At 32.4% G+C, this 24,303-nt stretch carries 32 protein-coding genes; 20 read left to right on the forward strand and 12 right to left on the reverse strand.

The window, feature by feature from the left end; genetic code table 11:
- Window positions 1–280: 280 nt before the first annotated feature.
- The 3 genes from AC1DCY_RS10885 (at window position 281) to AC1DCY_RS10895 (ending at window position 2,238) form a co-directional block, all read left to right on the forward strand.
- The gene (locus AC1DCY_RS10885; protein WP_477349991.1) at window positions 281–700 is read left to right on the forward strand and encodes a hypothetical protein; all 420 of its coding nucleotides are present in this window, start codon (window positions 281–283) and stop codon (window positions 698–700) included.
- A gap of 188 nt (window positions 701–888) precedes the next feature.
- Entirely contained in the window at window positions 889–1,764 is an 876-nt protein-coding gene (locus AC1DCY_RS10890) for a DnaD domain protein (protein WP_477349993.1), read from the forward strand.
- A 144-nt stretch (window positions 1,765–1,908) separates the two neighbouring features.
- Window positions 1,909–2,238, forward strand: coding sequence for a DUF1093 domain-containing protein (locus AC1DCY_RS10895; protein ID WP_477349995.1), 330 nt, complete (start codon window positions 1,909–1,911; stop codon window positions 2,236–2,238).
- A gap of 132 nt (window positions 2,239–2,370) precedes the next feature.
- Here AC1DCY_RS10895 and AC1DCY_RS10900 read toward each other — a convergent pair whose 3' ends face one another.
- Complete coding sequence (locus AC1DCY_RS10900; protein ID WP_477349997.1) at window positions 2,371–2,988, reverse strand: NUDIX hydrolase; 618 nt, start codon at window positions 2,986–2,988, stop codon at window positions 2,371–2,373.
- Window positions 2,978–3,631: an HAD family hydrolase gene (locus AC1DCY_RS10905; protein WP_477349999.1), complete on the reverse strand. Its 654-nt coding sequence runs from the start codon at window positions 3,629–3,631 to the stop codon at window positions 2,978–2,980. The genes AC1DCY_RS10900 and AC1DCY_RS10905 overlap by 11 nt, the downstream gene beginning before the upstream one ends.
- Window positions 3,632–3,752: 121 nt before the next feature.
- On the opposite strand from AC1DCY_RS10905, the gene AC1DCY_RS10910 reads away from it, so the two are divergent.
- The 3 genes from AC1DCY_RS10910 to AC1DCY_RS10920 all read left to right on the forward strand — a co-directional run bounded on the left by AC1DCY_RS10910 (window position 3,753) and on the right by AC1DCY_RS10920 (window position 5,340).
- The gene (locus AC1DCY_RS10910; RefSeq protein ID WP_477350001.1) at window positions 3,753–4,097 is read left to right on the forward strand and encodes a DUF3139 domain-containing protein; all 345 of its coding nucleotides are present in this window, start codon (window positions 3,753–3,755) and stop codon (window positions 4,095–4,097) included.
- A 173-nt stretch (window positions 4,098–4,270) separates the two neighbouring features.
- Window positions 4,271–4,978, forward strand: coding sequence for an MBL fold metallo-hydrolase (locus tag AC1DCY_RS10915; protein WP_477350003.1), 708 nt, complete (start codon window positions 4,271–4,273; stop codon window positions 4,976–4,978).
- A 74-nt stretch (window positions 4,979–5,052) separates the two neighbouring features.
- Window positions 5,053–5,340, forward strand: a complete 288-nt coding sequence (locus tag AC1DCY_RS10920; protein ID WP_477350005.1) for a hypothetical protein — start codon at window positions 5,053–5,055, stop codon at window positions 5,338–5,340.
- Between the two features lie 309 nt (window positions 5,341–5,649).
- Here the strand turns inward: AC1DCY_RS10920 and AC1DCY_RS10925 are convergent, their stop codons facing one another.
- Window positions 5,650–6,807 carry a Ger(x)C family spore germination protein gene (locus AC1DCY_RS10925; protein ID WP_477350007.1) on the reverse strand — a complete coding sequence of 386 codons (1,158 nt, stop codon included), beginning with the start codon at window positions 6,805–6,807 and terminating at the stop codon, window positions 5,650–5,652.
- A gap of 261 nt (window positions 6,808–7,068) precedes the next feature.
- Entirely contained in the window at window positions 7,069–7,422 is a 354-nt protein-coding gene (locus AC1DCY_RS10930; protein ID WP_477350009.1) for a VOC family protein, read from the reverse strand.
- Window positions 7,423–7,591: 169 nt separating this feature from the next.
- On the opposite strand from AC1DCY_RS10930, the gene AC1DCY_RS10935 reads away from it, so the two are divergent.
- From AC1DCY_RS10935 to AC1DCY_RS10955, 5 genes are all read left to right on the forward strand, one after another.
- Window positions 7,592–7,774: a hypothetical protein gene (locus AC1DCY_RS10935; protein WP_477350011.1), complete on the forward strand. Its 183-nt coding sequence runs from the start codon at window positions 7,592–7,594 to the stop codon at window positions 7,772–7,774.
- Between the two features lie 139 nt (window positions 7,775–7,913).
- Window positions 7,914–8,561 carry a pentapeptide repeat-containing protein gene (locus tag AC1DCY_RS10940; RefSeq protein WP_477350013.1) on the forward strand — a complete coding sequence of 216 codons (648 nt, stop codon included), beginning with the start codon at window positions 7,914–7,916 and terminating at the stop codon, window positions 8,559–8,561.
- Window positions 8,562–9,112: 551 nt separating this feature from the next.
- Complete coding sequence (locus AC1DCY_RS10945) at window positions 9,113–9,874, forward strand: alpha/beta fold hydrolase (RefSeq protein ID WP_477350015.1); 762 nt, start codon at window positions 9,113–9,115, stop codon at window positions 9,872–9,874.
- A gap of 358 nt (window positions 9,875–10,232) precedes the next feature.
- Complete coding sequence (locus AC1DCY_RS10950; RefSeq protein ID WP_477350017.1) at window positions 10,233–10,475, forward strand: hypothetical protein; 243 nt, start codon at window positions 10,233–10,235, stop codon at window positions 10,473–10,475.
- Window positions 10,476–10,861: 386 nt separating this feature from the next.
- Window positions 10,862–11,359, forward strand: a complete 498-nt coding sequence (locus tag AC1DCY_RS10955) for a hypothetical protein (RefSeq protein WP_477350019.1) — start codon at window positions 10,862–10,864, stop codon at window positions 11,357–11,359.
- Between the two features lie 105 nt (window positions 11,360–11,464).
- Here the strand turns inward: AC1DCY_RS10955 and AC1DCY_RS10960 are convergent, their stop codons facing one another.
- Together AC1DCY_RS10960 and AC1DCY_RS10965 are read right to left on the reverse strand one after the other, a co-directional pair.
- On the reverse strand, window positions 11,465–11,929 hold the full coding sequence (locus AC1DCY_RS10960; protein ID WP_477350021.1) for a GNAT family N-acetyltransferase: 465 nt from the start codon (window positions 11,927–11,929) through the stop codon (window positions 11,465–11,467).
- A gap of 93 nt (window positions 11,930–12,022) precedes the next feature.
- Complete coding sequence (locus tag AC1DCY_RS10965; protein WP_477350023.1) at window positions 12,023–12,220, reverse strand: hypothetical protein; 198 nt, start codon at window positions 12,218–12,220, stop codon at window positions 12,023–12,025.
- Between the two features lie 196 nt (window positions 12,221–12,416).
- Here AC1DCY_RS10965 and AC1DCY_RS10970 point away from each other — a divergent pair, with 196 nt between their 5' ends.
- On the forward strand, window positions 12,417–12,815 hold the full coding sequence (locus AC1DCY_RS10970) for a YhfM domain-containing protein (protein WP_477350049.1): 399 nt from the start codon (window positions 12,417–12,419) through the stop codon (window positions 12,813–12,815).
- Between the two features lie 74 nt (window positions 12,816–12,889).
- Here the strand turns inward: AC1DCY_RS10970 and AC1DCY_RS10975 are convergent, their stop codons facing one another.
- Complete coding sequence (locus tag AC1DCY_RS10975; protein WP_477350025.1) at window positions 12,890–13,096, reverse strand: hypothetical protein; 207 nt, start codon at window positions 13,094–13,096, stop codon at window positions 12,890–12,892.
- Between the two features lie 470 nt (window positions 13,097–13,566).
- Between AC1DCY_RS10975 and AC1DCY_RS10980 the strand changes: the two genes are divergently transcribed.
- Window positions 13,567–13,713, forward strand: a complete 147-nt coding sequence (locus AC1DCY_RS10980; RefSeq protein WP_477350051.1) for a DUF3953 domain-containing protein — start codon at window positions 13,567–13,569, stop codon at window positions 13,711–13,713.
- A 263-nt stretch (window positions 13,714–13,976) separates the two neighbouring features.
- On the opposite strand, the gene AC1DCY_RS10985 is transcribed toward AC1DCY_RS10980, so the two are convergent.
- Entirely contained in the window at window positions 13,977–14,594 is a 618-nt protein-coding gene (locus AC1DCY_RS10985) for a hypothetical protein (protein ID WP_477350027.1), read from the reverse strand.
- A 1,224-nt stretch (window positions 14,595–15,818) separates the two neighbouring features.
- Between AC1DCY_RS10985 and AC1DCY_RS10990 the strand changes: the two genes are divergently transcribed.
- Window positions 15,819–16,532, forward strand: a complete 714-nt coding sequence (locus tag AC1DCY_RS10990; RefSeq protein ID WP_477350029.1) for a DUF2278 family protein — start codon at window positions 15,819–15,821, stop codon at window positions 16,530–16,532.
- Window positions 16,533–17,064: 532 nt separating this feature from the next.
- Here AC1DCY_RS10990 and AC1DCY_RS10995 read toward each other — a convergent pair.
- Window positions 17,065–17,733 carry an excalibur calcium-binding domain-containing protein gene (locus tag AC1DCY_RS10995; protein WP_477350031.1) on the reverse strand — a complete coding sequence of 223 codons (669 nt, stop codon included), beginning with the start codon at window positions 17,731–17,733 and terminating at the stop codon, window positions 17,065–17,067.
- Window positions 17,733–18,785 carry a DUF4236 domain-containing protein gene (locus AC1DCY_RS11000; protein ID WP_477350033.1) on the reverse strand — a complete coding sequence of 351 codons (1,053 nt, stop codon included), beginning with the start codon at window positions 18,783–18,785 and terminating at the stop codon, window positions 17,733–17,735. The genes AC1DCY_RS10995 and AC1DCY_RS11000 overlap by 1 nt, the downstream gene beginning before the upstream one ends.
- Before the next feature lie 567 nt (window positions 18,786–19,352).
- Here AC1DCY_RS11000 and AC1DCY_RS11005 point away from each other — a divergent pair.
- The 4 genes from AC1DCY_RS11005 to AC1DCY_RS11020 all read left to right on the forward strand — a co-directional run bounded on the left by AC1DCY_RS11005 (window position 19,353) and on the right by AC1DCY_RS11020 (window position 20,447).
- Window positions 19,353–19,559 (forward strand): PD-(D/E)XK nuclease-like domain-containing protein, encoded by a 207-nt coding sequence (locus AC1DCY_RS11005; protein ID WP_477350053.1) that lies wholly within the window; start codon window positions 19,353–19,355, stop codon window positions 19,557–19,559.
- Between the two features lie 13 nt (window positions 19,560–19,572).
- Window positions 19,573–19,779: a hypothetical protein gene (locus tag AC1DCY_RS11010; RefSeq protein WP_477350035.1), complete on the forward strand. Its 207-nt coding sequence runs from the start codon at window positions 19,573–19,575 to the stop codon at window positions 19,777–19,779.
- Between the two features lie 53 nt (window positions 19,780–19,832).
- A complete protein-coding gene (locus AC1DCY_RS11015) occupies window positions 19,833–20,000 on the forward strand; it encodes a phage replisome organizer N-terminal domain-containing protein (protein WP_477350037.1) in 168 nt (55 codons plus the stop codon).
- A 222-nt stretch (window positions 20,001–20,222) separates the two neighbouring features.
- Window positions 20,223–20,447 carry a RusA family crossover junction endodeoxyribonuclease gene (locus tag AC1DCY_RS11020; RefSeq protein ID WP_477350039.1) on the forward strand — a complete coding sequence of 75 codons (225 nt, stop codon included), beginning with the start codon at window positions 20,223–20,225 and terminating at the stop codon, window positions 20,445–20,447.
- Between the two features lie 788 nt (window positions 20,448–21,235).
- Here AC1DCY_RS11020 and AC1DCY_RS11025 read toward each other — a convergent pair.
- Window positions 21,236–21,430: a DUF4177 domain-containing protein gene (locus AC1DCY_RS11025; RefSeq protein ID WP_054771472.1), complete on the reverse strand. Its 195-nt coding sequence runs from the start codon at window positions 21,428–21,430 to the stop codon at window positions 21,236–21,238.
- 276 nt (window positions 21,431–21,706) lie between these two features.
- Between AC1DCY_RS11025 and AC1DCY_RS11030 the strand changes: the two genes are divergently transcribed.
- Together AC1DCY_RS11030 and AC1DCY_RS11035 are read left to right on the forward strand one after the other, a co-directional pair.
- Window positions 21,707–21,868, forward strand: coding sequence for a hypothetical protein (locus AC1DCY_RS11030; RefSeq protein WP_477350041.1), 162 nt, complete (start codon window positions 21,707–21,709; stop codon window positions 21,866–21,868).
- A 154-nt stretch (window positions 21,869–22,022) separates the two neighbouring features.
- Window positions 22,023–22,580, forward strand: a complete 558-nt coding sequence (locus AC1DCY_RS11035) for a helicase (RefSeq protein WP_477350043.1) — start codon at window positions 22,023–22,025, stop codon at window positions 22,578–22,580.
- A gap of 807 nt (window positions 22,581–23,387) precedes the next feature.
- On the opposite strand, the gene AC1DCY_RS11040 is transcribed toward AC1DCY_RS11035, so the two are convergent.
- Window positions 23,388–23,624: a hypothetical protein gene (locus tag AC1DCY_RS11040; RefSeq protein ID WP_477350044.1), complete on the reverse strand. Its 237-nt coding sequence runs from the start codon at window positions 23,622–23,624 to the stop codon at window positions 23,388–23,390.
- Between the last annotated feature and the right edge of the window lie 679 nt (window positions 23,625–24,303).

The following is a 24,303-nucleotide window of genomic DNA, read 5'->3' on the forward strand; positions in this document are numbered from 1 at the left end:
TTTCAACCGGGAGATTATTATTTAATGTTAATTCTAATACCCTGAACGCCAGATCAAATTTCATTATGTAGTTTATTGATTCTATTGGAATGTAGGAATGTCTGTCATATGTAGCCGATTGTGTTTCAGTCCCTTTGCGACTTAATCCTTTTTCATTCGTTACTTGTATTTGTAAAAGTAGGGATGATATTGAAAAAAAGACCTTGTTTGCAAGGTTATCATTTCTCATCTTTCCACACTATATAGTATTATTATGTTTAGAATTAAGGAGTGTGAGAGTATGAGATTTATTAAATTCCTTCTGATCATTGTAATTTTCCTAGGTATTATTGGTTATGGGGTTTATCATTTTGGTATGAAGTATGCATCGGATAAGGTAGTTGATACTATTTCAACAGAATTAGAGCAAAGTGGCCAAATGGATGAAATTAAAAATACGATTGAAAGTGACCCTCAATTAAAATCATTTATGGAAGAGGCTAAAACTGCAGACAACAGCAAGTTGCCGTTTACAACAAAAGAAGAGGCTACAAAAGTATTAATTCAAAAAGTTGGTATCTCGGAACTTAATAATATAAGAGTAAAAGTACAAGATGGTTCGATGACGAAAGAACAGGTCATTCAGGAAATGGAAGGTAAATTAACAGACGAAGAAATTATGGCACTAAAAGTAATCGTTTATAAAGAGTTATATAAATAAAGTGTTGACGGACCATAAAAAGGAAAAAAACAGGACTTGCAATTATAGCATGTCCTATTTTTTTTGCCCTCAAAAGCCGGAAATTCCTCTTTTTATCAAAATATTTGTCCCTTATTTTGTGCTAAATCTGTATATAAGTTAATGAATAAGGAATAACCAAAAAATTACAAAACAATAGGAGGGGCATCATGGTAATATTTAGGGCTCATAAAAAGGAGAATTTTGTTGTCTTAGACAAAGGATTTTTAAATGACACTCATCTAAGCTGGAAAGCAAAAGGTTTGCTTGCTTATATGTTGTCAATGCCAGATGATTGGTCGTTTTGTATTTCTGATTTAGCTACTCGTAGTAAATGCAGTCGTGAATCTACCGCTAACATTATGAAGGAGCTAACGAAGGCTGGTTATATTCACAAAATGCAGGGCAGAACAAACCTAGGGAGATTTGAAAAAACGGAACTCTTAGTGTTCGAAACACTACAAGCTGTCCCGTATAGTGAAAATCCGTTTACGGTTAATCCATTGACGGAAAACCCGTTAACGGAAAAACCGTCACTACTAATTAATAATAAATCACTAAATAATAATTTAATAAATAATAATAATTATAATTATAGGAGCCATTCCTCAGGAGAGAATCATTCAAAATTACAAACTGTATTCCAATTTTATGAGCATAATGGATTTGGTTCTCTAGTTGCTCATGTCAAGTACAAAATCGAACATTGGATTGATGATCTGTCAGAAGACCTTGTTATTCATGCGATGAAGCAAGCGATAGAAAACAATGTGCTTCGTTGGAATTACGTTGAAAAGATTCTTCATGTTTGGACTAATAAAAAGTTTAAAACAATTGAAGAGGTAGAAGCGGATAAACTTCGATTTATAGCTCAAAAGCAACAACGACAACAGCGTACTCATCGATCCAATTTACAAGTGCGTAAAGAGGTTGTCCCTGATTGGTTCCATCAGCGCCATGAAAATGTTGAACATTCAATTGACTTTGAAGCTGAACGTCAAAAAATCTTGGATACATTGAGGGAGGTAACTGAAAGTGCGAAGTGAATGATATTAACCAAGTTCATAGAAGTTTTGAAGATGACAATTTTGTCAGCTAACTGTCATGTTCCGAAATTTAAGGTAGTTAAGAGTTTATCTATACTCTTAAGTAACGATATTTTTTTCGTTATAAAAGAGGGGGCATAAGAAATGAAGATTATGAAATTCTTAGCATTTACTATGTTATTCACTACTTTCTTAGTTGGTTGTGGTGACAAGGGTGCTTTGATAGAAAAAGACTACTATGTTCAAATTAACGAGGAACTACAAACGCCGAATAGCAATGGTCATTACGTATATGCACTAGTGGGCTATGATAAAGATGGAAATGAAAAGGTTGTAAGTTTCTTTGCAGAAAAACCTTTTAAAGAAGGAACAATTGTCTGTGTTCCTAGAAGCTTAGAAGGATATACTGGTGATTCCAAAGTAATTAATGTGGATGACATACCAAAAAATATTAAGGGGAAATTTAAGAGCTAGATCCAAGTCGCTATAAATATAAAAGCCCAATTTCTTAACATTAAAATTAAGAAATTGGACTTTTCTCAGGAATAGCTACCGATTGATAAATCCAATCTTTCTTAGCCAATGGTTCCATTAACTACATAATTATTAATCAAATATCGTATCTTTATGAGGATTTCTTAAGGACTCGAAAAGCATTTTAATTTGAGAATCTGTATTTCTCCCTCTAGAAAGCAATGGTAAATTATTTTCATGATAAAAATGTACTCCTTTAGTTTCCAAACCATTTCTTGCTTGCCCACCAATAATCTCACATTGAATAAATAATTTATAATAATGATATGGTTGAGGTGGATGAGGGTGCTTATTCATATCCAATAAAGCAAGTAATCTTGTAGGAACTACATCGTAGCCTGCTTCTTCTTTAATTTCTTTGACAATGTTTTCGCTAGGCGACAAACCAATATCACAGAAACCACCTGGCAAAGACCATCTATCATCAATTTTTTCTCTTACCAATAGTATTTTATTGTCATTAAAAACTGCTCCTCGTACATCAATTTTTGGTGTTTGATAACCCGTTTCATTCGTAAATAAATCATTGATTTTTTTCATTTCTAATCCTGTGTATTCTCGCATTATTTGGGCACTTAAATTTCTTAATTCTTCATATCGTTCAATATCATAGACATCTTTTGAAAAAGTTAATCCTGCTTGGGATATTGATTGTATCTTCTTCGCCCATTCTAACCATTTATAACTCATGACGACTACCTATATTAAGAAAATCAACAAAATGATTCACGTTGTTAAAGAAAGAATTAGGTTCTATTTTAAATTCTGAAGTTTGATAATCCTGCAACCACCGAACTCCTACTGTATGTACATTTGCTTCACTTCCTGCTTGTATATCGGCATCACTATCTCCAACATACATAGCCTCAATATTTTGCACATTCAATAATGATAATGCCTGGATTATTCCTTCTGGATGAGGTTTTGGATGAATAACATCATCGCCAGTTATTATGGCATCAAAAAGTTGGTCCATTTGAAGTGCTTTTAATGAAATGTCTAAACTTCTTCTTGCTTTTCCAGTAACAATGCCTAATTTAATACCATTGCCTTTTAAATGTTTGATCATTTCATCAATTTCCGCATTATGTTTAACTAAGTTTGAATGGTTCTCTAAATACTTTTTATAATACAATTCAATAGCTTGCTCTTTATTTGAATTTATTAGATTTGCTCTAATAATTCCTGTTTCTGATGGACCGAACATTGCTTTAATTTCTTCTGAAGAAAGGTCTTTATTGTCAAATTCTTTGAAGACATTCTGAAAGGCGTAATAACAAATTGGTAATGTGTTTGCTAAAGTTCCATCAAAGTCAAAAATAATAGCTTTCATAACACCCATCCCTTCATTTTTTTGTTCTTATTCCAATATTATCAAATAAAGAATTTGAAAGGGGATAAATTTATAAAATTTTTCCAAATGAAATATTTGGATAAAAAGAAAGGGTCATTAGATGAAAAAGATATTATTAATTTTATTGATTTTTACTCTTTTTTTCGTTGTAACTTTATATACGTATTTTAGTAAAGTGACGGGAAGTGTTGAGGAAGCCGAAAATGCAATTGAAAATTATATTGCTGCTCAAGGTGTTGATAAAAGTAATATTAAAACTAAAGAAGTAAACAAAAATTATAAATATGGAGGATATGATATAACAGTGACATTTAAAGATGAACCGTCTTCATATGTATACGAATATTTTTATCACGCAAAAACTAAAGAGATTGATTTAATTGTATTTGATGATGGAAGAAGTATCGAAGAAGGTATGAAATATCCTCCGATCCGATCAAATTAAATAAATAGTGGAAAATGATTTCTATGTTAGTTGAGAGGTCTCAACTAACATAGAAATCATTAGGAGAATGCCTTAAGTAGATAGTTCTTGAACAGATGGAAATTAGGGAGTAGCATTAAAGAACCTAATATAATGATTGTAAAATAAAGTAAATGGAGAAGGGAGGCTACTTTATGTTGAAATTCATTGGCTCTGGAAGTGCGTTCAATACGAAATTAGGTAATAATTCAGCGTATTATAAAGTAGGACATCTGATGTTGCTTATTGATTGTGGTAGCAATATTTTTCACCGCATTAAGCAAAATAATTTATTAGAAGGTATCGAGCATATCCATGTGTTGATTACTCATACGCATGCAGATCATGTAGGAAGCCTTGCTGATTTTATTTTTTATAGCTATTATAGCCATGGTGAAATGGCAAAACCTAATGTTTCTATTTATTCCGCTTATGATGTGAAAGTTGAAGAAATGTTGGCCATTAATGGCATTATTCCAGAAGTTCATTGCTTAACAAAAAAATTTCAATCGGATACACAGTACACACTTAATTTTTGTGAAGTACTATTCGAGAGAACTAGTCATGTCAAAGAGATACCTTCTTATTCAATTGAATTATCTATAGATGACAAACTTATTTATTATACAGGAGATACAAATAACCTAAAAGAATCTTTACGAAATCCAATGGTCTTCGATTATGTTTATGTAGATACTTGTAAAGCTGATTATGAAGGCAATGTGCACTTATCATTACGAAAACTGAGTGAGTTAGTGAGTTCTGATGTACGTTCGAAATTTTGGTGTATGCATTTAGATGAAGGCTTTGACCGTCTAGAAGCCGAAACATTAGGGTTCAACGTTGTAACGAACGAATTTTAAGGACGTTCGCCATCAGGAAAGTGAGTAACTTCTTTTAATTTGCGGAAATGTATAAAAATGGTTTATTAACTCGCTTGATGAAAATTGAATTATTATCTGAAAGGGGGAGAGAAGAATGGGATTCTACTGTAATTATCGGAATCATTATTTTAGTAGGTGTGATTAGCTTAATAAAAAAGGAATTCTCTAATCATGATAGTTCAAAAAGAAGTCATTCCAATCATTCGAGTACTCATATTGATTATAGTTCAACAAATACATTTGTATCAATTGAAGATTCAAATACACACAATTGCGTGGAAAGTGTGTCTAGTTATAGTGATACATCTAGTTGCGGTGATAGTGGTTCGTCGTCCGATTAAGAGCACCCCGATATTTTATAAAATAACAATATAAAAAGCTGTAGCGTATGACAACGCTACAGCTCAGAATTGGTCTTGCCCTTATAATGGCTTAGCCATCAACAGAATTATAACACATAGAACCTAAAATCACAGTTCGAATGAGAGTTTATTTCAGTGAATTAAATATATCGTTAGATAGCTGACACAAATGTGCTTTACGCTTTTTCAGCGGGTGTCCAAATATCCACTGAAATAGAGAAACTCAGTCATCCTGTGGCAATTTATCTGTGCGACAGCTACAATTATGCCTAGGCCTAATTGTTATAGCTATTCATTAATTGTTTCAGCAAATGTTTTTCGACCAGGATTAACTTTATTTACGGTAATACTTATTTTACTAAGTGAGTCTGCTGTCAATGGTATTTTGCCATCCTTCTGTACTTTTTTCCATGCCTTTACGTTTTTTCGATATAGCTGCTCTGATAAGCGGAAAACATCAACATCCAGTTTTAGTCCTTCTTCATATGATGATTTTATATCTTTTTTAACCGCCTTAATAATACCTTCTCTTATTTCGTCAGTGTTTACTTTTCCTTTGAAACCATTGATGATTGCATTTAATTTTATTTCAGCTTCAAATGTTACTTCATTGTTTTTTACAATTGGTTTAATTTTTGTACTTAATTTTTCTAAATCAACTGTTAGGTATTCTTTTTCTTTATTGTCTAATTTAATGGTTACGTCTCCTCGAGTTTTTTTATGATACATCCATTGGATTCCTCTTGCATCCCCATCATTTAAAAAGCCTTTAAATCCATCCTTTGAAACTACTCCGAAACCTGTTAATGCAGTTTCCGTTGTTGGTTTATCAGTCGTTTCCCAGTTTTTGTTAATTGTTACAAGTGGAACATTCACTTCATGACTCGGCTCATCTAAGAAGATGATAAGTTTTCTTAAATCAACGGGCTCTACATATGTTTGTAGCTCTTTCGTATGCAATGGATTGCTTAGTTTTGAAGCTGTTAATGATTTATTTAATAACGGTGTAACTAAAAGAACATCTTTAATAGGGTCTTTTGTAACAAAAGTTAATATTTGATATCTCGTTGCCCGATGACGTAAAAAACTGTCAACAACAGGAATGGAATTCTTATTTTTCAAGGCATCCTCAGAGAAAAGAATAAAAGTCATATGTCCCCAGAATACTTTTTGGTCGATGGAGCGATATAATTTAAAAAAGGCTTCTTCCATCGTTTTCCCTTTAGCATATCCAATTTCTGATGGTGCTGCTTGAGGAGTAGGCCCTTCAGATTTAGCTACATTCGCAAAATTAATGATTTGCATATATATTTCATATTGGCCATCTTTATAATCGATACCAATTCCGTCAATATAGTACATTCTTTGTGGTTCAGTAACATCCCAACATCCAGAGAGTAATAGTACAGCTGTTAAACTTACTATTAACATAAATTTTTTCTTCATTTTTTGATCCCTACTTTTAGAAATTCTGTGTAATTTTGCGGAGTAAAGGGTTTTGTTTATAGCTTGGACAAAAAATGAGAGGATTATAAGCAGTGAAGAACTTAGGGTAGCTACATTTAGCTATCCAAACAAAAGGCCAGGACTCATTTTTATAATGAGACCTGGCGTATTTCAGAAAAAAACGAAGAGGGATGAAGAAAATCCCCTGATCACGTTAAATTCCTTTATTATCGCGAATTTCTATAATAGTTCCTTCAGGCGCTAGTAACTTACAAAGCTGGCCATTTTCAACCTTATAATTTCATCATTTTTTCGAATAAAATGAACATCCATATCCTTCAATCGTTCTACTTCTTGACTAAGATTGTCAACCCATAAACAGATATGTACAATGCCTTGAGCATTTGAATTGCATGTATCAAGGTCTTCATTATACTTCCCAGTTTGGAGTTCGATATAAAAGGCTCCGAGCTTTAACCAAGTATTAAAATGTCTATCGTGGAAATTTGGTGACTCCTGTGCTAGTTCAAATCCTAATACTTCGATGTAAAAATTTAAAGATTCATCATATGTATTCGTTTGTATGCAAATGTGGTGTACATATTTTTCAGCCATAAGTTATTTCTCCTTATATTTAATCAATTCTCATATTACAATGAACTTCGTTGAAATGGTACTTCCTAAATGAGACCAGAATAGTTTATCATCGAGGAAATAAAGTAACATTAAGGTTACATTCTGACAAGTATAATTTACGCCAAAATGGATAATTTATATATCGGAGGTGATAATTTTGACAAAAGAAAAGCGCAATAAAAGTGAAGAAGACCAAGTAGAAATTGGAGCAGATTTGAGTCCAGATGATTTAGATGTGCGAGAAGAAAATGATCTAACTAAAGAACAAATGAACAATGCAAATAATGAAAAACAACACAACGAAAACACTTCCTCAAAACGTAATAAATAAAAAGGAAGACGTATAAAATTTCCTGCCACAATCTTTCGGTTGTGGTACTTTGAATTTATTTATATACATATGAAAGATAATAGGATTTTCATGTAAAATATATTATGTAGCGCAATAAAAGTGAGAAAGGACAAATAGAATGACTACAAAATTTAAAATTGAACTTCCACTAATTCCAAATGATTTGGCTCAAGGAACTTTTGAAGACATTTTTTACGATGAAGAACCTTATCTATCGAATCAACTGATTACGAATATAAATAGAGAGAATGATAGTATAGAACGTTTAATTGTATCTAAAGTTATGTTTCAAAAAGTATCTTTGACTAACTGGCACTTCAATAAAATTGATATGACTGATGTAATCTTTGAAAACTGCGATTTATCTAACTCAAAATTCAACGAAGGTATTATACATCGGGTTACATTTAGAAACTGTAAGTTGTTAGGTGTTGATTTCTCAGATGCTAATTTAGGAAACGTCTCTTTTGAAGGTTGTGTAATGAATTTGTGTAACTTTGGAGTAGCAAGATTAAAACAGATTTGTTTTGATCAGTCATCATTACGTGGGACAAGCTATTACGATTGCCAATTTAAAAAAGTGAAATTTGAACGCTGTAATATTGATGAAGTTGATTTTAGCGATACGCCTCTAAATAATGTAGATATCAGTACATGCACTTTTGAACGTTTAAATGTAACAATAAAGAATTTAAGTGGTTGTGTAGTTTCCACTGAACAAGCAATTGGCTTTGCTGAATTACTTGGTTTAAAGGTTAAACGATAGTATTGGGCTTGGCTTTTTCCCTTGAGATTAATCTGAGTTTGTCGTATCGAAGTTTTTATGGTCAATATGATTCCTAGAGAATTTCAGAGCCTCTTTAGCGGAAAAGCGAAGATTTCAAGAGCGATGATAACATCGCTCTTGAAATGTAAATTGCTACTCAATCTATCTTAGGTAGGAATTTTTAGTGATAGGGAAAAGGTGGATTTTTTATCTGAATAATAGCAAGAGTTATATCATTCTGGAAATATGGTATATTTAATGATGAAATGAAGAAATATATTTGACAGTATTAAAGGGCAAAATTGGACTAATTTAGATGAGTTAATTAAAAGTGCTAATTATAGCGATTAAGGATACTAGTACTGAAATTGCTGAATGTAACTCTTCCATGAACTTTATCTTATAGAGAAACTTGAACGATCTATCCTTTATAAACATTTTCTTCTGTGAAAAGAACAAATAAACGCTTAATTTTCACCGTTTTTTAATTAGAAAAAGTTTTAAACTCTATGGTTTTTAAATTAAAATTTTGATAAAAAGGGGGATTAAATATGAGTGAATTTATTGAAAATAAAACAGGGGGAAAATTAGATATAGGTGGCATTGAACTATACTATGAATTGTTAGGGGAGCATAACGAAGGTCCAACTGTAGTTTTCGAATCTGGGTATGGAGTTACTTTAGAAAACTGGAATTCGATTAAAGATGAAGTATCAAAGTTCTCAAGAATGTTTATTTATGACAGAGCAGGAATCGGAAAAAGTGAAATGGATGACAGACCTCGACATAGTAGACAAAGTGTCGATAACTTGCGTATATTACTTAAAAAAGCAGGTGTAAAGCCTCCATATATATTAGTAGGTCACTCAATAGGAGGATTAAATGTAAGATTATTTGCAAGTAACTATCCAGAGGAAGTAGCAGGAGTAGTTCTCTTAGATTCATCTCATGAGGATCAAAATATTATATTGCCTCCCTTATTTACAAAAGAAGTTCAGGATGCGTATTATAATCAATTTACTATAGAAGGATCTCTTAATGAGATTGAAGAAAGTTTTGAGCAAGTTCGTACTTCTAAATCTTTTGGGAATATTCCATTGATTGTCGTTACAGGAGGTTTGCAGCCTATTCACACAAAGGAATCAATGGCTGCTTGGATGAGACTTCAGGAAGAGCTTGCAAACTTGTCAATAAATAAGCAACATATTGTCGTTGAAGATGCTGGGCATGCGATACATTTTGATAAGCCAGAAGTTGTTATTGATATAATAAGAGATATTTTAAGTATTGTCGTAAAGAATGATAATAGATAATTCTTTTTTTGTGCTACCCTTAGGGAGATTGAAAATGATTAGCCATATTTTTAGTAATATCGTTGGTTTCTTCTAAGTAATATCGTTCTATATATTACCATTTATCATTATTATAATAATTTATTACGCTTTTAAAAGGAAAAGCGAAAAGAAGAAATGTTGAAATCGGAAAACAAAATGCCGTTCTATTACAGAAACGTATGGATGAAATGAATAATCGACTAAGTGACATTGAAAAAATTAAAAAGAAGTTGATTAAAAAACAAAGAATTAGGGCATATTTTTTGACGATAAATAGAATATTGCGCAACTTATTTAAACATAAGATGTAGTAACATACGGGTGGGGAAGGATTAACTTGAAAAAATACTTATTATTTGCAGGGAGTTTCACGTTAGCATTTGTAGTATTGCAAGTGCTATCAGGTATGCTATTAACAATGTTCTATACGCCAAGCATACGATGGGAAGAGGCTTCGACTTTATCATCACAAGTAGTGTTTGGAAATACAAGCTTTATTCCGCCACTTGTTATTTCTTTAATAGCGTTAGTAATTGCTTTTGGTAGTACCAAGCTAGTCAATAAAAAGGTTGTTCACTAATAAAAGAAAGGGGGGAGCTGGTTCCCCTCCTGTTGAAAAATGTAAGTCCGGAATTGATTATATTTATAAAAACTATTAAGTGAACTATAAAGATCGAGCATTTCACATATCAGTGGAGGGCTTTTTTATGCGTTGAACGAGCTATAAATGTAGACAACAGTAAGAGTTACAGGAGTATTAAAAAATTGGCGTGGTGTAATTTCGTGGAGGATAACTTGCATTAGATACTATTGAGCTTAGAATTCGCTCTTTTTGGTGGGAATTTGCTTTAAATGCAACAAAACCCAATACTCGAATAAGAAAAATGATAGTGTATTGTAGCAATAAATATAGGATAACATTCTATATTTTTAACAAAAACAAGTTTCCTTTATTAGGATAAAGGGATGAAGGAAGGTATTATCATGTTATATGTAGGATTGATTTTGATTGCTTGCTTATTTTTATATTTACAAAGAGCATCATTGTCATTGGTGGCTGATTCAAAGTTACATTTACCAATTAAAAGAATGGATATGTTAATTGTGATTGCTCCATTTATTTCGTTAGTCGTGTTTTCTATTCTTTTTTTAACTGTACTGAAGGGACAATTAGCTGATAGAATATCTCATGCTTTAATAGTTTTTAGTCTTTGGATTTTTTTCACTTATTTCATAAAAACCTTATTTGGTTTCTGGAAAAATAAAAATATATTATTCGTTTCTCTAGTGGGTATACCTTTGACGTTATATTTTATTTTCCAATTGACTCCGTTAGACAATTATACAAAGATCGTTTTTCTGAAAATAGGGAATTTCTCATTTATAGTAGGTCTAGTATTAATCATATTATTTTATTCGAATTATTTACATAAAAGGAAGTCTGAATTAGTGGAGGTAAATTAAATAATGGGGCGATTTTAGAAAATAGAAGCGTATTCGGAAAGGTCGAATACGCTTTCTTTTATTGTACGCATAAAAAGCAAGATAGCTTAATTGCTGTCTTGGTCTTTACTTAACATTCAATAAATTAAAAACATTAACTTTCATTAAAGGAAGATGACGGTTAGGAAACACAGTAGATGGTGTAGAGCCAATATTTTTTGCTCCCATTTTTAAATAAAAACCTTCTGCGTTCGGTTCACTATCAAGAGTAAACTCGCTTATTCCTAAATCAATTGCTTTATTTAATAAATGATCCCATAGTATTCTCCCAAATCCTTTACCGATATAATCAGGGTCTATGAATAATGCATCTAATTTCATTTCATATATAGTAAAGCTATAAAATGCTATTATCTTGTTGTCACGCTCCAATACGTAAACTGAATTTTCTTCTATGTACTCTTTTGTTACAGTTATATCATCTTTACATTGTTGTAGAAAATCTTCTGTATATCCCCAGTAGGCTTTTGACTTATAGGCTAAATTGCTTAATAGATGACAATCTTGAACTTTTGCACTTCTAATTAACATGATAATTCCTCCGATAAATAATTTTTCATTTACTACTTTTCTTGAATGCAAACATAGATCATGACTGAAAGATAATATGCACTAAGGGTAAACTTATTGATTAATTCTACTTTTTATAAAGTTAGAAGATATCATTAAAGCAATTCCAATAAAAATGTATAGTAGTACTACAGATTTATTCGGAATGAATGAATTGTATTCAAATGTACCGAGCGACGTTTCAAGTCCACTTATACATAAAAAGAAGCCTATCCAAAAAATGAATTTCCCGATTGAAGAAGAAGTTTTCATGGCATCGCAGCTCCTGATATTTGGATGTCGATTAGTGATAAGATAACATAATTAGGATATTATAGAAACTATGGATATATTCCATTGCTGACAATAGGAGGAGCGTATCAGAAAGACCATAAATAGTGGGAATTCTAGCGGTTGGTAAATATGCTTTAAATTTCAAGTCTAGGAGGTTTGAGATTTAGTGAAAAGAATGGTTATGTTAATGGTTTTGTTGCTTCTCGTAGGGTGCAGTGAAGGAGTAAAAACTGAAGTCAAAACTTTTGAATTTGTGGGTGAAATTCGAAAAATAATTGTCAGTGGACGAGGTGCAAACATTGAGTTCAATAGACGAGAAATTGAAAATGCTGTTGAAATCAACGTTATTAAAGATGCAATGCACAATGCCATTATTTTATCAGGACGTCATACAGATGAAGGTCCATTATATGAGCTTGAAGTAATATACGAGAATGGCTCAAAAGATAAGATTGATTTATGGATTTACGCTAGCACAAATACAGGTAGGTTTTATTTAAACGAGATGTATTCTTTGAATGAAGGAGCCATTCCGGCGTTCATTAAACTTTTTGATTCTTATAAAGAAGTTTGATGATTTATTGAACAGTATGCAGAAAGAAACTTGATAAAGGCTCACTCGATTGGAAGTGGCCCTGGTGCGAGGGATTAATTGAATTTTTCCGGTTTAGCTACTTTAATCGATGTCACCTCACCACAATTTTTACAAAATGAAAAAATGAGTGGAGAACCAGAAGCGATTAAAGATCCTATAGGTCTAATATTACCGTCTGTCGTAAAACGACCATGACCAAGTTGACCAGTTGCAAAAGAGTTGTAACCACAAGTCTTGCAGATCAATTCATCCTTTTCCATAATATCACCTCATTATGTGAATTACTGTAACTGTAATTATACTATGATTCGATTCACCAAGAGTTTCAATTTCTGTCATCACTTTTACCTCTATAACCCATTTTAATGATATGCAAAAGATCAAGAAATATGTGAGTCTCTTTCTTTTTAACACTGCAAGTATGTAAAACATGTATGATAGTTTGTGATTTGTATTGTACAACGGTGGTAGTGCTACACGGTAAGTTTCATCACAGGACAGACAGACGACTAACCTTCATCCATAAACTCGCAAGTTATTGTCATTTATTTCTAAAACCTAGTTTTTGTTGTATGATAAAATAAGAATATTTCAAAATTCTATTAATGAAAAGGCAGTTTAAAGGGGAGTGGGAAGTTTGCTAAAAATTTCACAAATTGTTTTTTCAATCATAACAATATCTCTCTCAGCGTATGGACTTATCACACGCGATTATCAACTGAATTTTTTAATGATATTTTTCTTAGGATTATTTATGTTAACTTTAGCAATTAAAGAATTTCAGAGTGAGAGAAAAGTTTATGGTTGGTTATTAATCGGGGTATTTTTATTTTCGGCATTTGTGACAATTCAAAGTTTTATGTACACGTCTAGCTAAGTGTGCTGTGTGTGTAAAAGTGAGCTAACTTATAAATAGATATATCGGGGGAACAAAGCCTTCATTAACTAGTATGAGGCTTGTTATTTCTATATTATGAATTAATATGAATCGAAAAGAAGATACAAAAAAGGCCACTCGTTTAAAAGTGGCCTTTTATTGTGGTATCCCTAGTAACTTTTTCGGTACTAAATAATTATAAATTAGAATTTATACTCTCTTTGTTCTGTACGAGAAATTAACCAAAGTAAATTAAAGCCTCATTAAATTTTGTTCCAGATGACCATAAATTGTGCTGCTTCAGACTCAAGCGCAATTAGATGATCTTCGGTTAAGGCTTCATCTGAAATCAATTTACCTTTTTGGACGTTTAAAATTGCCGGTTTTATATCAGGAGAATGCTCAATGGTGAAATCAGATTGATTTAAGAGTGTCAAACAGGAGCGGCATTTATTTTTATCAATTCGTTCGTCCTTGCCTTTGAAATATAACTTGATTAAGTGTGGAACACCATCAATCTTTAATCCAAGTTCTGGTGATGAACGTACAGTTAAAAATTCGCTATTCCAATTGGATTTGCCTGGTTCAAACCATTCAATTTCTTTATTTTTAATAAATTTTAAATGCGCTTTGACTGCTTCCAAGTAATTCTTTTGTTTAGCTTGAGAAGCCTTGTTAGCAAGAGAAAGTAGGTAATCGTTACTAAATTCTTTCTCATGAAATTTTCGGATACCATCCCGTAAAGGTTTCCAGTAATCAAAAGCAGGATTGTATTCATCTTGATATTTTATTTGTCTAACCATTGAGGTTTTACCAGTAACGCCTTTGAAAGTAAAGTCTGTAAATTGTGTAAGACCGATAGATACTTTTTCTGAAGACATTCAAAACAACTCCTTTATTGATAAATACTCGACAAAAAAGAAGATACCCTGATAAAAATCATGAAGTTTTAACATCATCTCAATTAGCTGAGAGGTAAAAATTTTATGCACTTAACTGGCGAAAGTTAAAAAACAATTCAAAGCCATTCATCAAAATGATGAAAGCCTAAAATATGCATTTCTTTATATCCCTGGACTGAAAAAGGAGCATAGCTAAGCTAAACACTGCTAGCGTAATGTATGGAATGGAGACTTAATATGGTGGTTTTCATGAAAATAATCAAGAAACTATCGGTGTAGTGAAAGTTAAAGTGAACATGGAAGATTGTAGTGTTGCGATTAACGAGCATATGACATTATTCGTAGTTTAGAAGCGTGTTAATCAGAAAATTGATTACATGGAAGTGGATAGGGTCATTAATGGACTGGAACAGGTAGAGGTGCCAAATGTTCAAAATAAAAAAATAGATTGTTGAGAACGCTTGGTATAAGTGGTGTAGCAGAGGCTGAAATAGTTAGTGAAAGATCCTTGCCTAGATCAAAAACATAAAGTGATATGTAGGTTAATCATTATAGCATTGGTGTACCAATAATTATTACATGCTGGCAATAAAAAAGTTGCCTAATCTTTAGCGGGATTAAACAGCAGATTACTTATCCTAATTAATAATAGCTTGGCAGATCCTTGGATTAAATAAAAAGCTGCCTAACAGTTACCTGTTAAACAGCACATGGATAATGTAAATATAAAACAAAAAACAGGAAAAATCAACAAATTTTTTAACTTTTATTTGCTCTTGTTAAATGTTTTGCAAAGCTTAACTGGAATTGAATATTCTCACCAATAAAAAGGTCACACTGCGTCAACAATCTCAAGAACAATTTAAACTATTAAAGTGTCGTTACGGACGTCGAAATTTGGCGTGAATAAATGATTGAAGTTCCATTTTTAGGAATGATAGAATAAATATTATAAAGTGAGTTAAAACAAGTGAGTATTTTAGTAAGGTAACCGTAAAAAAGTCTGAGGAAACTAGGGCTAATCAAGCAAGATGAAGATAGTATCGCTTATTTGAGTAATAATGATAATTAGAGTTCATTTCATTTAGACTAACTTCAAAGTATACCAAGATGATTTCATTCTGACGATTATCAAACAAAAATTAATCTAGTTAAGGTGAGATAAGGATGGAGAAAATCTATTAAATTGGAGGTTATAGTTCTATGCCATTATTCAAATATGGAGTGCTAAAAGGTAAAGTTGTTGACGTGAGACCTGTGGATTCATTTGACAAGACCCCTCATTACGAAGTGCATATCCGAGCAACAAAGAAGGATAAAAGCGAGGAGAATTATAGGATTGCAATTAATGTTGCCTCAAAGGTAAAGCCTTCAGAAGTCCTATATTTTGTTAGCGAAGATTTTAACTCGAATCAAATAACAATTATTCCAAATTACGAAGAAGGTTTCACAGAAGTTACAAATGAAAATCGCGAAATTGCATTAGATTATATTCGTGGTGGCTTATTTGATCCACAAAAAATGATTCCTCTACCTGCTACAAAAAATGGTCCAGACAATGACTTAAATGAGAAAGTCAATAAATATATGCAAGAGGCAATGACTAAAAAAGCTACAGTTTACGCTTACGGAGAAAAATTTAAAAATGAAAACGAAAGAGATAAATATTTTGGTTTTTCTCCAGGCAGAGGCATTCATGATATTCATATGAATCAAGGAAATAGTAGGGATTTTAGGCAAGACGACGGGATATGGCAAGATGGTGGTGTATTCATTCATTTTGAGGAAGAAAATAGATGGGTTGGTATATTCCTTGCATTCCAATCACAGTCTTGGTGTACAGACGACCAAGGACATGCAACTAAGCCAGTTAGTGTATGTAATCATACAAATAGAAAATCAGTAGTAGAAATATGAGATATAGAAGCAACGAAAGAATATAAGAAATCTAAGAACAACTATATAGTAATTATTTTTCAACTAGTCCGAATAACAGTTTAATCTGTAAAACAAATGAACTATGCGGGAAAAGAAATGGTGAAGAATAGCTTATAATTATCTTGTTACATTTGAATATATTTATATTGTAGACATGGGAAATGATTATTTTGCAGTAACGATGATTACTGCTAAAGGAATCGATTATGTTGAAACAAATTATGAACAAAATTAATATTATTCTACTAAAAAACCCAGAAACTCAATTAATTTGAGCCTGGGCTTTTTTATAGTCCACTAACATTCTTGTTAGTACAGTTAAAACAATTTTAGTGATAGTTGCAATTATTAAAGTTCCTAAAGAAGTTAACATAATAGATGTAAGGTGGAAAGTTTCCAACCAATAATATAATTATAGTGAATATATGTCAAAATAGAGAAACCTTAATTAATTATTAATATATTACTCTTAGTAATAAGTTGGATTGTTAGATTGAGAAATTTGATATAATTATCGTTCACAAGCCCAACCATCTTTATCACGATCATGCTTTGATGCATATGCGGGGTGGTTAGCAGGGACTCCACTTGGATAAACTTTTCTGAGCTCAGTACAATTTTTAAAGTACTCTTTTTGAGGAGTACTAGGTGTTGTAACTGTATTAACAGTTTCTTGAGAATTACCACTAGGCTGAGTACCTGATGCCCCTGGATTGGAAGTAGTGTTAGATGAATTATTTACTTCCTGATTTTGTTCATTATTTACTACTGGCTCTTCTTTGACTTCTTGCTTTTCTTCTTCCTTCTTAATTTGTGGTGCTTGGTCCGATTCTTGCTTTGTATCTGATGTTGCAGTAGGTGAGTCAGTTGTATTTTCAACAGAAGCTGTCTCTACTTGCTTTGCCTTGTTTTCGCCTACATCCTCTTTGTCTTTTTTTGAACTTTCCACATTCTCTGTTTTAGTGTCAGTAGTCAAAGTTAATGCACACCCTGAAAAAGATAATATACATCCGAGTGTAATAATAGTCGGTATTAATTTAGATTTAGCTTTAAGATTTTTATTAATTTTGTATTCGTATATTCCCCAGCAGATTAAAACAATTCCTATTGTAAATAAAGGGAAATTTATTATTATTGCTAGTGCAATTATTACAATAATTAAAGTTAAGCAACCATTCATTACAATTCCTCCACCAATCTAAATCCTTTAGTTTTGAGGTGTTTCATATTATGTTCAAATGTTTCAATGGTATCAGAACAGTCTATGTTTTCAAAATCTAAGTTTTCTAGATTATCTCTATTTATTCGTGTTGAAAGTATGCAGCCTTTCTTTGGAGGTAAGTCAGCTTGAGCAAAATCGTAAACATGGATAAGTACTGTATCGATAGGGAGGATAGCAAAAACCTCTCTAGCAATTCGAATAACACAACTACAAACGTAATCTTGATAAAGTGCTAAATAATTTGTTTTCCCCATTTTTTTTCGTGAGAGTTTATTCGTTGTCGTTAGAGTTAAAACATCTGTTGGAACGACCTCCTCATTCCCAACAGTAAAATTCACTATAAGTTCATTGTTATTAATAGCAAAGTTTAAGTCGCTTCCAAAACCCTCAATATCATCAAATGGTGCATAATCCGTCAATGCAACAATCCATGCATCACTATCACCATTTATAATTCTTGAAGCTGCATCTTTTAGTCTTTGTTTTCTTTGATAGATTTCGAAATCTAGCTTCTTAGCTTCTGGTAACTTTTCTTCAATAATCATTTTCTTGGCAGTAATTCGATTAAAAAGTTTGTCACGAAAAGTAGGTTTATAGTTAGCAATTTCATTCATAATAGATGTTACATTAGGGCCTTCATTTAACAAATATTTTATGTCTTCCTCAGCAACTAAACGCCAATTAACATCATTTTCAGCTTCTAAATGGACAGAAGTTAACATATTAATGTAAGCATTGTATTTTTCAACTTCTTGTATATTTGGGGTTATGTCAGGCAATGCATTATTGGTATTTTCATATGCGATCCGTTGTGGTCGTTTGTTTCTTTTTGTAATTTGTTTAGAATAGGAAATACCAGTGCCAGGGATTGAACTGGAAAGGGTAGTTCTGTTTTTTCCAAATGTTGTTCTAGCATATTTATTGCCAACGGTGACACTAGCGCCTCTCTTACCTAAATTTAGTTTAACTCCTGGAGCAATTTTAACGCTTTTTCTGAAACGAAATCCCATTTATGTAACCCCCCTTGTAATCATGAGTACATTTGACTTGCGTAAATATAACTATAAAAATAGTAAAAAAAATATTTTCTAAAAAGTTTTAATTTGCTTACATGAAATAAATTTATTCAAATTAATTAGTAGTGCTTCTTTACTTGATTTAATATCTTCAGTTGTTTCAATTAATATAAATTTACCATCAACAGGAAAATATATAAAGTGCTTTTCATATATATCTTGATTTTCCATATCTATAGTTAGTATTTTAAGTATTATGAATTTTCAAAGCTTTCATCTTAGGATGGAGGCTTTTTCTTTTGCTATGAAAACTGCATCAAATAGCCATTTGAATAATGGGAGGCTAGTTCAAGGGCTGCTAAGTATTGTTAGGAAGATCACGATACTCAAAGAGCTTACAGGGATTAGTTATTAGCGGGATTGAGTTTGGGGGCAACCAAATTTCCGAATGACGGTAAAATCGAACCAATTGGGTTTCATTCGTATAAGCCTTCGATTATGTTCTGCAGATGTGGGTGTATCGAGAAATCATCTTTCTAAATAAAGGCATTACTGGCAGTTATAAAAGAATCGACACCAGATAAAGCAGTTTTACACTTCGATTCTGGACGTTTTGACTTTGAAAAGGAATATTTCCAAATTATGCTACTGAGCATCACAGAAGTGAAATTAGGACGTAAAAAACCACATAGATGTGATAAGTGCGAATATTGCAGGGTTACAAAGAAGTTAGAAGGTACAGTTGAAATTGAGTATCTACTAGAATAGGTGGTGCAATTGGATGAATGATGTACAGACTAAAGTTTTATTGCTTGCTTGGATTTTTGAGCAGATGAAGGATAACGATGAAATCAGTCGCTTGGTGCTGGAATGTAAGACTAAACTTGTCATTTCTTGCGCTTACCCGGGAAATTATTTCTTATTTCCTAACCTGAGTCTGATAAAAAATAATGCAGTGGATAATGCTTCACAATATGTTTTTTGTTAATTAAGCCTGTGATTAAAAATTTAAATGTTCGACACAACGAAAGGCGAGGGCAAATGGACGAAATCACTTGGATAAAGCCCAAAACTGACATGTTCGATAACGGCAAAATTAAACTAATTGAAGCATTGCCGGATAAAGATGCAATCATCGTTATTTGGGAAATTATTGGCCCAGCTAATAATGCAAATTGGAATGGTTACATCATGCTGAAAGGTTTATAGGGAACTTTGGAGTATAGGTAAAGAGCTTTTGAAAAGAAAATGTTCAATAAAACAAAATGAGTTGCTATCATAAGCAACTCACTATTAACCTTTTTTCTTACTTGAATTAAAACTGAAATCCAGCAGACCATGGCACCGAGGAATGCCGTAAAAATTGGGACAAAAACATTGTTATCCACTGTAAATCTCCTTCCGATTGGTATTATTACCAGTCTATGATGTTTGGAAGATATTGATAATTTACGTACAGGACCTAAGAGGAAGCTTATAGCGAATGGTGAAATACGTCCAATAACAAAGACTGATTTGGATAACTTGATTAAGGGCATTAAGGATGTTTGCAACAAAATTATTTGGCATGATGACTATCAGATAGTTGAGATGAATGTTCGGAAATTCTACTCAGAGCAGCCAAGTGCGGAGGTGACGGTTGAATGGGGTGCTTAACGGTTCGTAAGGAAAAACAGCGTAGAGCAAGGCTGATCAATCAACAGGACCACATAGCTTTTCTTGAGTGCCGAGGATGTCCGAAACGAAGAGCTTATGATCCAACCCAAAAATGCAGAATATGAACGACTTATAGGAAGTTAAGAAGCATCGGGCAAGAGCTTGAGCATATTAGTCGTTTGTGTAGGTGGAGGAAGTAAGAAAAAATAAAAATCCTCGAGAATGGAAGTCCCGGTCAGACCTTCTTGAGGATTTTGTGAAAAATTTTGTAAAGGTTAATAGAAAGTAAATGTGCAGTAAGTGGGAAACAGGATAAAAACAGACTGTCCATAGATAGCCTGTTCAATAAATTTATCCAGTTTTTTACATTTATTTCAGTAGATTCTTTAGCAAATGGTGTTAATGTAATCCCTGCAACAAACAAAATGTAAACTGTCCATTTTATCCATCTATATTATTGGTGGTCTTTTAAAAAGTAACATGAAGTAAGGATAATAATAATTCCGATAGCAATCATCCACTTTAAAGTAATCGGAATTTTTGACACTCTTCTGTCCTTTTTATGTATATTTTTTGAAATAATCTTTAGAGAAGAAGTGAGGTGTTAAACCATTCAGCTATAGGCATTAAAAAATATATTTTTGTGAAATAAGACAAAAAAGGGTCACTTGGGATAGGAGTGACCCTTAGTAACAAAATTCGGAGGTGTAAGGCTAAATTAGCTTTACATTACTATTTATATGACGTGGTAGCTATGTTTGTATAGTTTATAGCCTGAAAAATAGATTTTATGTATTTTGTGGTCTCTCGAAAATTAGTTCATAGTAAGTACCCATCCCAGGTGCAGTAGTAAAGTCAGGAGTTAAGATTTGGATAAATCTCCAACCTTCTTTTGCGTGATTTTTAATTACTTCTCGATAATCTTCGGTAGGTCTACCTGATATTTTTTTAAACTCAATTTTAACAAACTTATATTCGTACATTAGAAACAGCTCCTTTTTAACCAAATTATAACATAAAAAAGCCGCAGCGATTGCAGACGCTACAGCTAAGAATTGGTTTATGCCCTTTGAGGTTTTTCAAAAGTATTATATCACACCGTAGGAGGGCAAACCTTGAAACAAGTGCAGAATAAGGTAATGAAAGAAAATTTATTGAAGTGAATTGAGGATTATAGCTGGATAATCGAGTCAATTGAAGAAGCTAGATAGCCAGTAGCAAAAGTTGATAACAACAGCTTTATAGGTGCAAAAACTGCTATGTACGGCATTGAGGCAACACTACCAAAAGCAAGTGGTGGGACAAGTGATCCAGTATTTATTGAGGTGCAAAAACGTATTTCGTTAGTACAAGGAGACAGGGAAATCGAAGTGCTTCATTACTTAATGGAAATAGTATGCGAGCGATTGGCAAGCAAATGAAACTATCTAGTACGACAATTTTCAGAGTAAGAAATAGTATTTTGAGACAGATGACGAAGTAGTCGGAAGGCTTCTTCATTTTTAGTGACCAAGGAAATTTATAGGCAATTGTAGAATATTTCTATGTACAAAAATTTGATAGGAGTGACTATAATTGCGTTTTGAAAATGATGAAATATATCCTAATTGCACATTTATAAGTAGAACGGTGGAAGTTGGTGGACTTACTAAATCGCAGCTTATCCAGAAATTGCAACAACACTCTATCTTAATGAATGAGTATGGAGAGAGGCTATTTGCAGACGATAAATTTATGACTTCTGATACGAAGTACAGCATACAGACCGTTGAACTAACTGTTGAAGACCTTGGTTTTCCCGAAGGAGCTAATATGACTCAAATCTATAAAAGAGCTGGGGAACTTGGTTTGGAATTGTGCCCGCTTGAGTTAGGGCCTCACATAAGACTGGAGTACCTTGATCAGCTTGAGGGTAATTCAAACAATCCTTTACAGCAACAACAAGCTCCAGCAGGTTCCATCACAATAGCATCGGAGATACTAACTGAAGATGATGAGTTTCCGAAAGGCTTCTACCTTAGACGAATTAACGGTGATTTATGGCTTCGTGGTTACTGTGCTGATTATCTACACGTTTGGAACCCTAATGATCATTTTATCTTTTGTCAAAACAACACTACAGGACAAGTATAAAGAATTTGAAAATGTGAATAAGGTGAATACGTGATTACAACAAAAGGAACAAAAAGAGCAAATGTAACAGATGTAAACGGTGAAGGGATTAATGGCTCAGCCGATGATAAAAGTCGGTTCTATTATGTCATTCTGAAGTAAAAGGAGTAGACAATTAAATTTATATACAGAAACTAATTAAATAACAATGAAGACCAATCCGAAATGGGGGTCTTTTTGTTAAAAAAGAGACCGACTTAACCGACAAAAACCGATCGAAGAAAGATTATTAAAGATTTTCTTTTACCTTTATTGATTTTTAATATTGAAATAATAAAAAGTCACTCATTCGAAAAATAAAAAAATGAGTGACTCTTTTTTCATTCAAGAAAAAAAGGGGGACGTTATTAATTAGTGATACATAAAATTATTGTCTTTATGTTCATGATATTCATAAAAGAGGGGAGAGATATAGAAGCTAATAAAAAACTTTATCGTTCTGCAATTTCTAAAAATATTTAGAAAGATAAGTGTGGTAATCCCAATTCATATGTAGAAATCTTTGATGTAGTCTTTCGAGGGACTATATTGGCTGTTTTCTCAGTGTTTAAATAAAAAGATTCCATATGTATTTAATTCCATCCCATATAGCTAAGGCTAAGATTACTGCTAGAATCCCTTTAAAAATATCTTTCATTTAGGCACCTCCATTGAATTGGTTATATATGTATTTACGAAAAAGAGTTATAAAAGTTTCATTTTATGTAGATGCAAGCGGAATTGAAATCATTAACTGAACAATTTGAAGATTAAACGAAAATAGAGCGATTATAATATCGCTCTAAATAACTCATAAAATCCCATGTCCATCGGAATAGCCCAAATAAAGAATCCAAGGAGGGCAATCGGGCCAAGTAATAAATTATAAACCTTAGTTGGTAATATTTTTCCGAATAAGGTTTTATAAATTCTTACACAAACCACCATTACAACAGGTAGTAATAGCATTGGTGGAATGAAATATAGTAGACTTCCGCCAATTGATAATCCTGAAAATATGTCCATTGAATTACCTCGTTATGTAATTTTTGTAAATTATATCATAAAAAAGCCGTAGCGTTTGTAGACGCTACAGCAAGTTAGAGAATCTCATCAGCTTCATTTATTAAATATTTAATTGACACTTATGGATTAGAAAAGTTTGAAAAGATATACAACAAAAAGAATGTAGCAAAAAAAATAGAGGAAGTATACGGGAAAAATATTAGTGAGATAGAAAATGATTGGGTAAGTTTTATAAAAAGTAGTCAGGAACCAACAAATAAAGAGAAAATAAAAATGATGAATTATTCTGTTTTAAGTTCTTCACTTATTGATCAAATTGATCCAAAGTATTTTACAAAAGAATAGTTCGGAATAGTTCTATTTTGTTGGAAAAAGAGCAATCCGTAATTAATTATATTACTGCAGTAGACGAGCCTTACACCTAGCACGGTAAGGCTTTTTATTTTGCTTTGAAAACTGCATCAAACAGCCAAAACACTTTGTGATTAAAGGGCAGAGCTTGGTGTGGTTTTGATAGTGGGATTTGCAGTAAATTGTTCCTATTTGTTTCCTATAGGACTATTATTAAGTGAAGGAGATATAGTTTTCCTTGCCAAAATGTATATAGCGGAGGGTTCAAATGAAACCAGAGCAAATTGTTAAAAAATTTTTTGAAGAAGTACGTTCAGGGAATAATCCA

The sequence above is a fragment of the Lysinibacillus sp. 10T31 genome, from assembly GCF_056394365.1.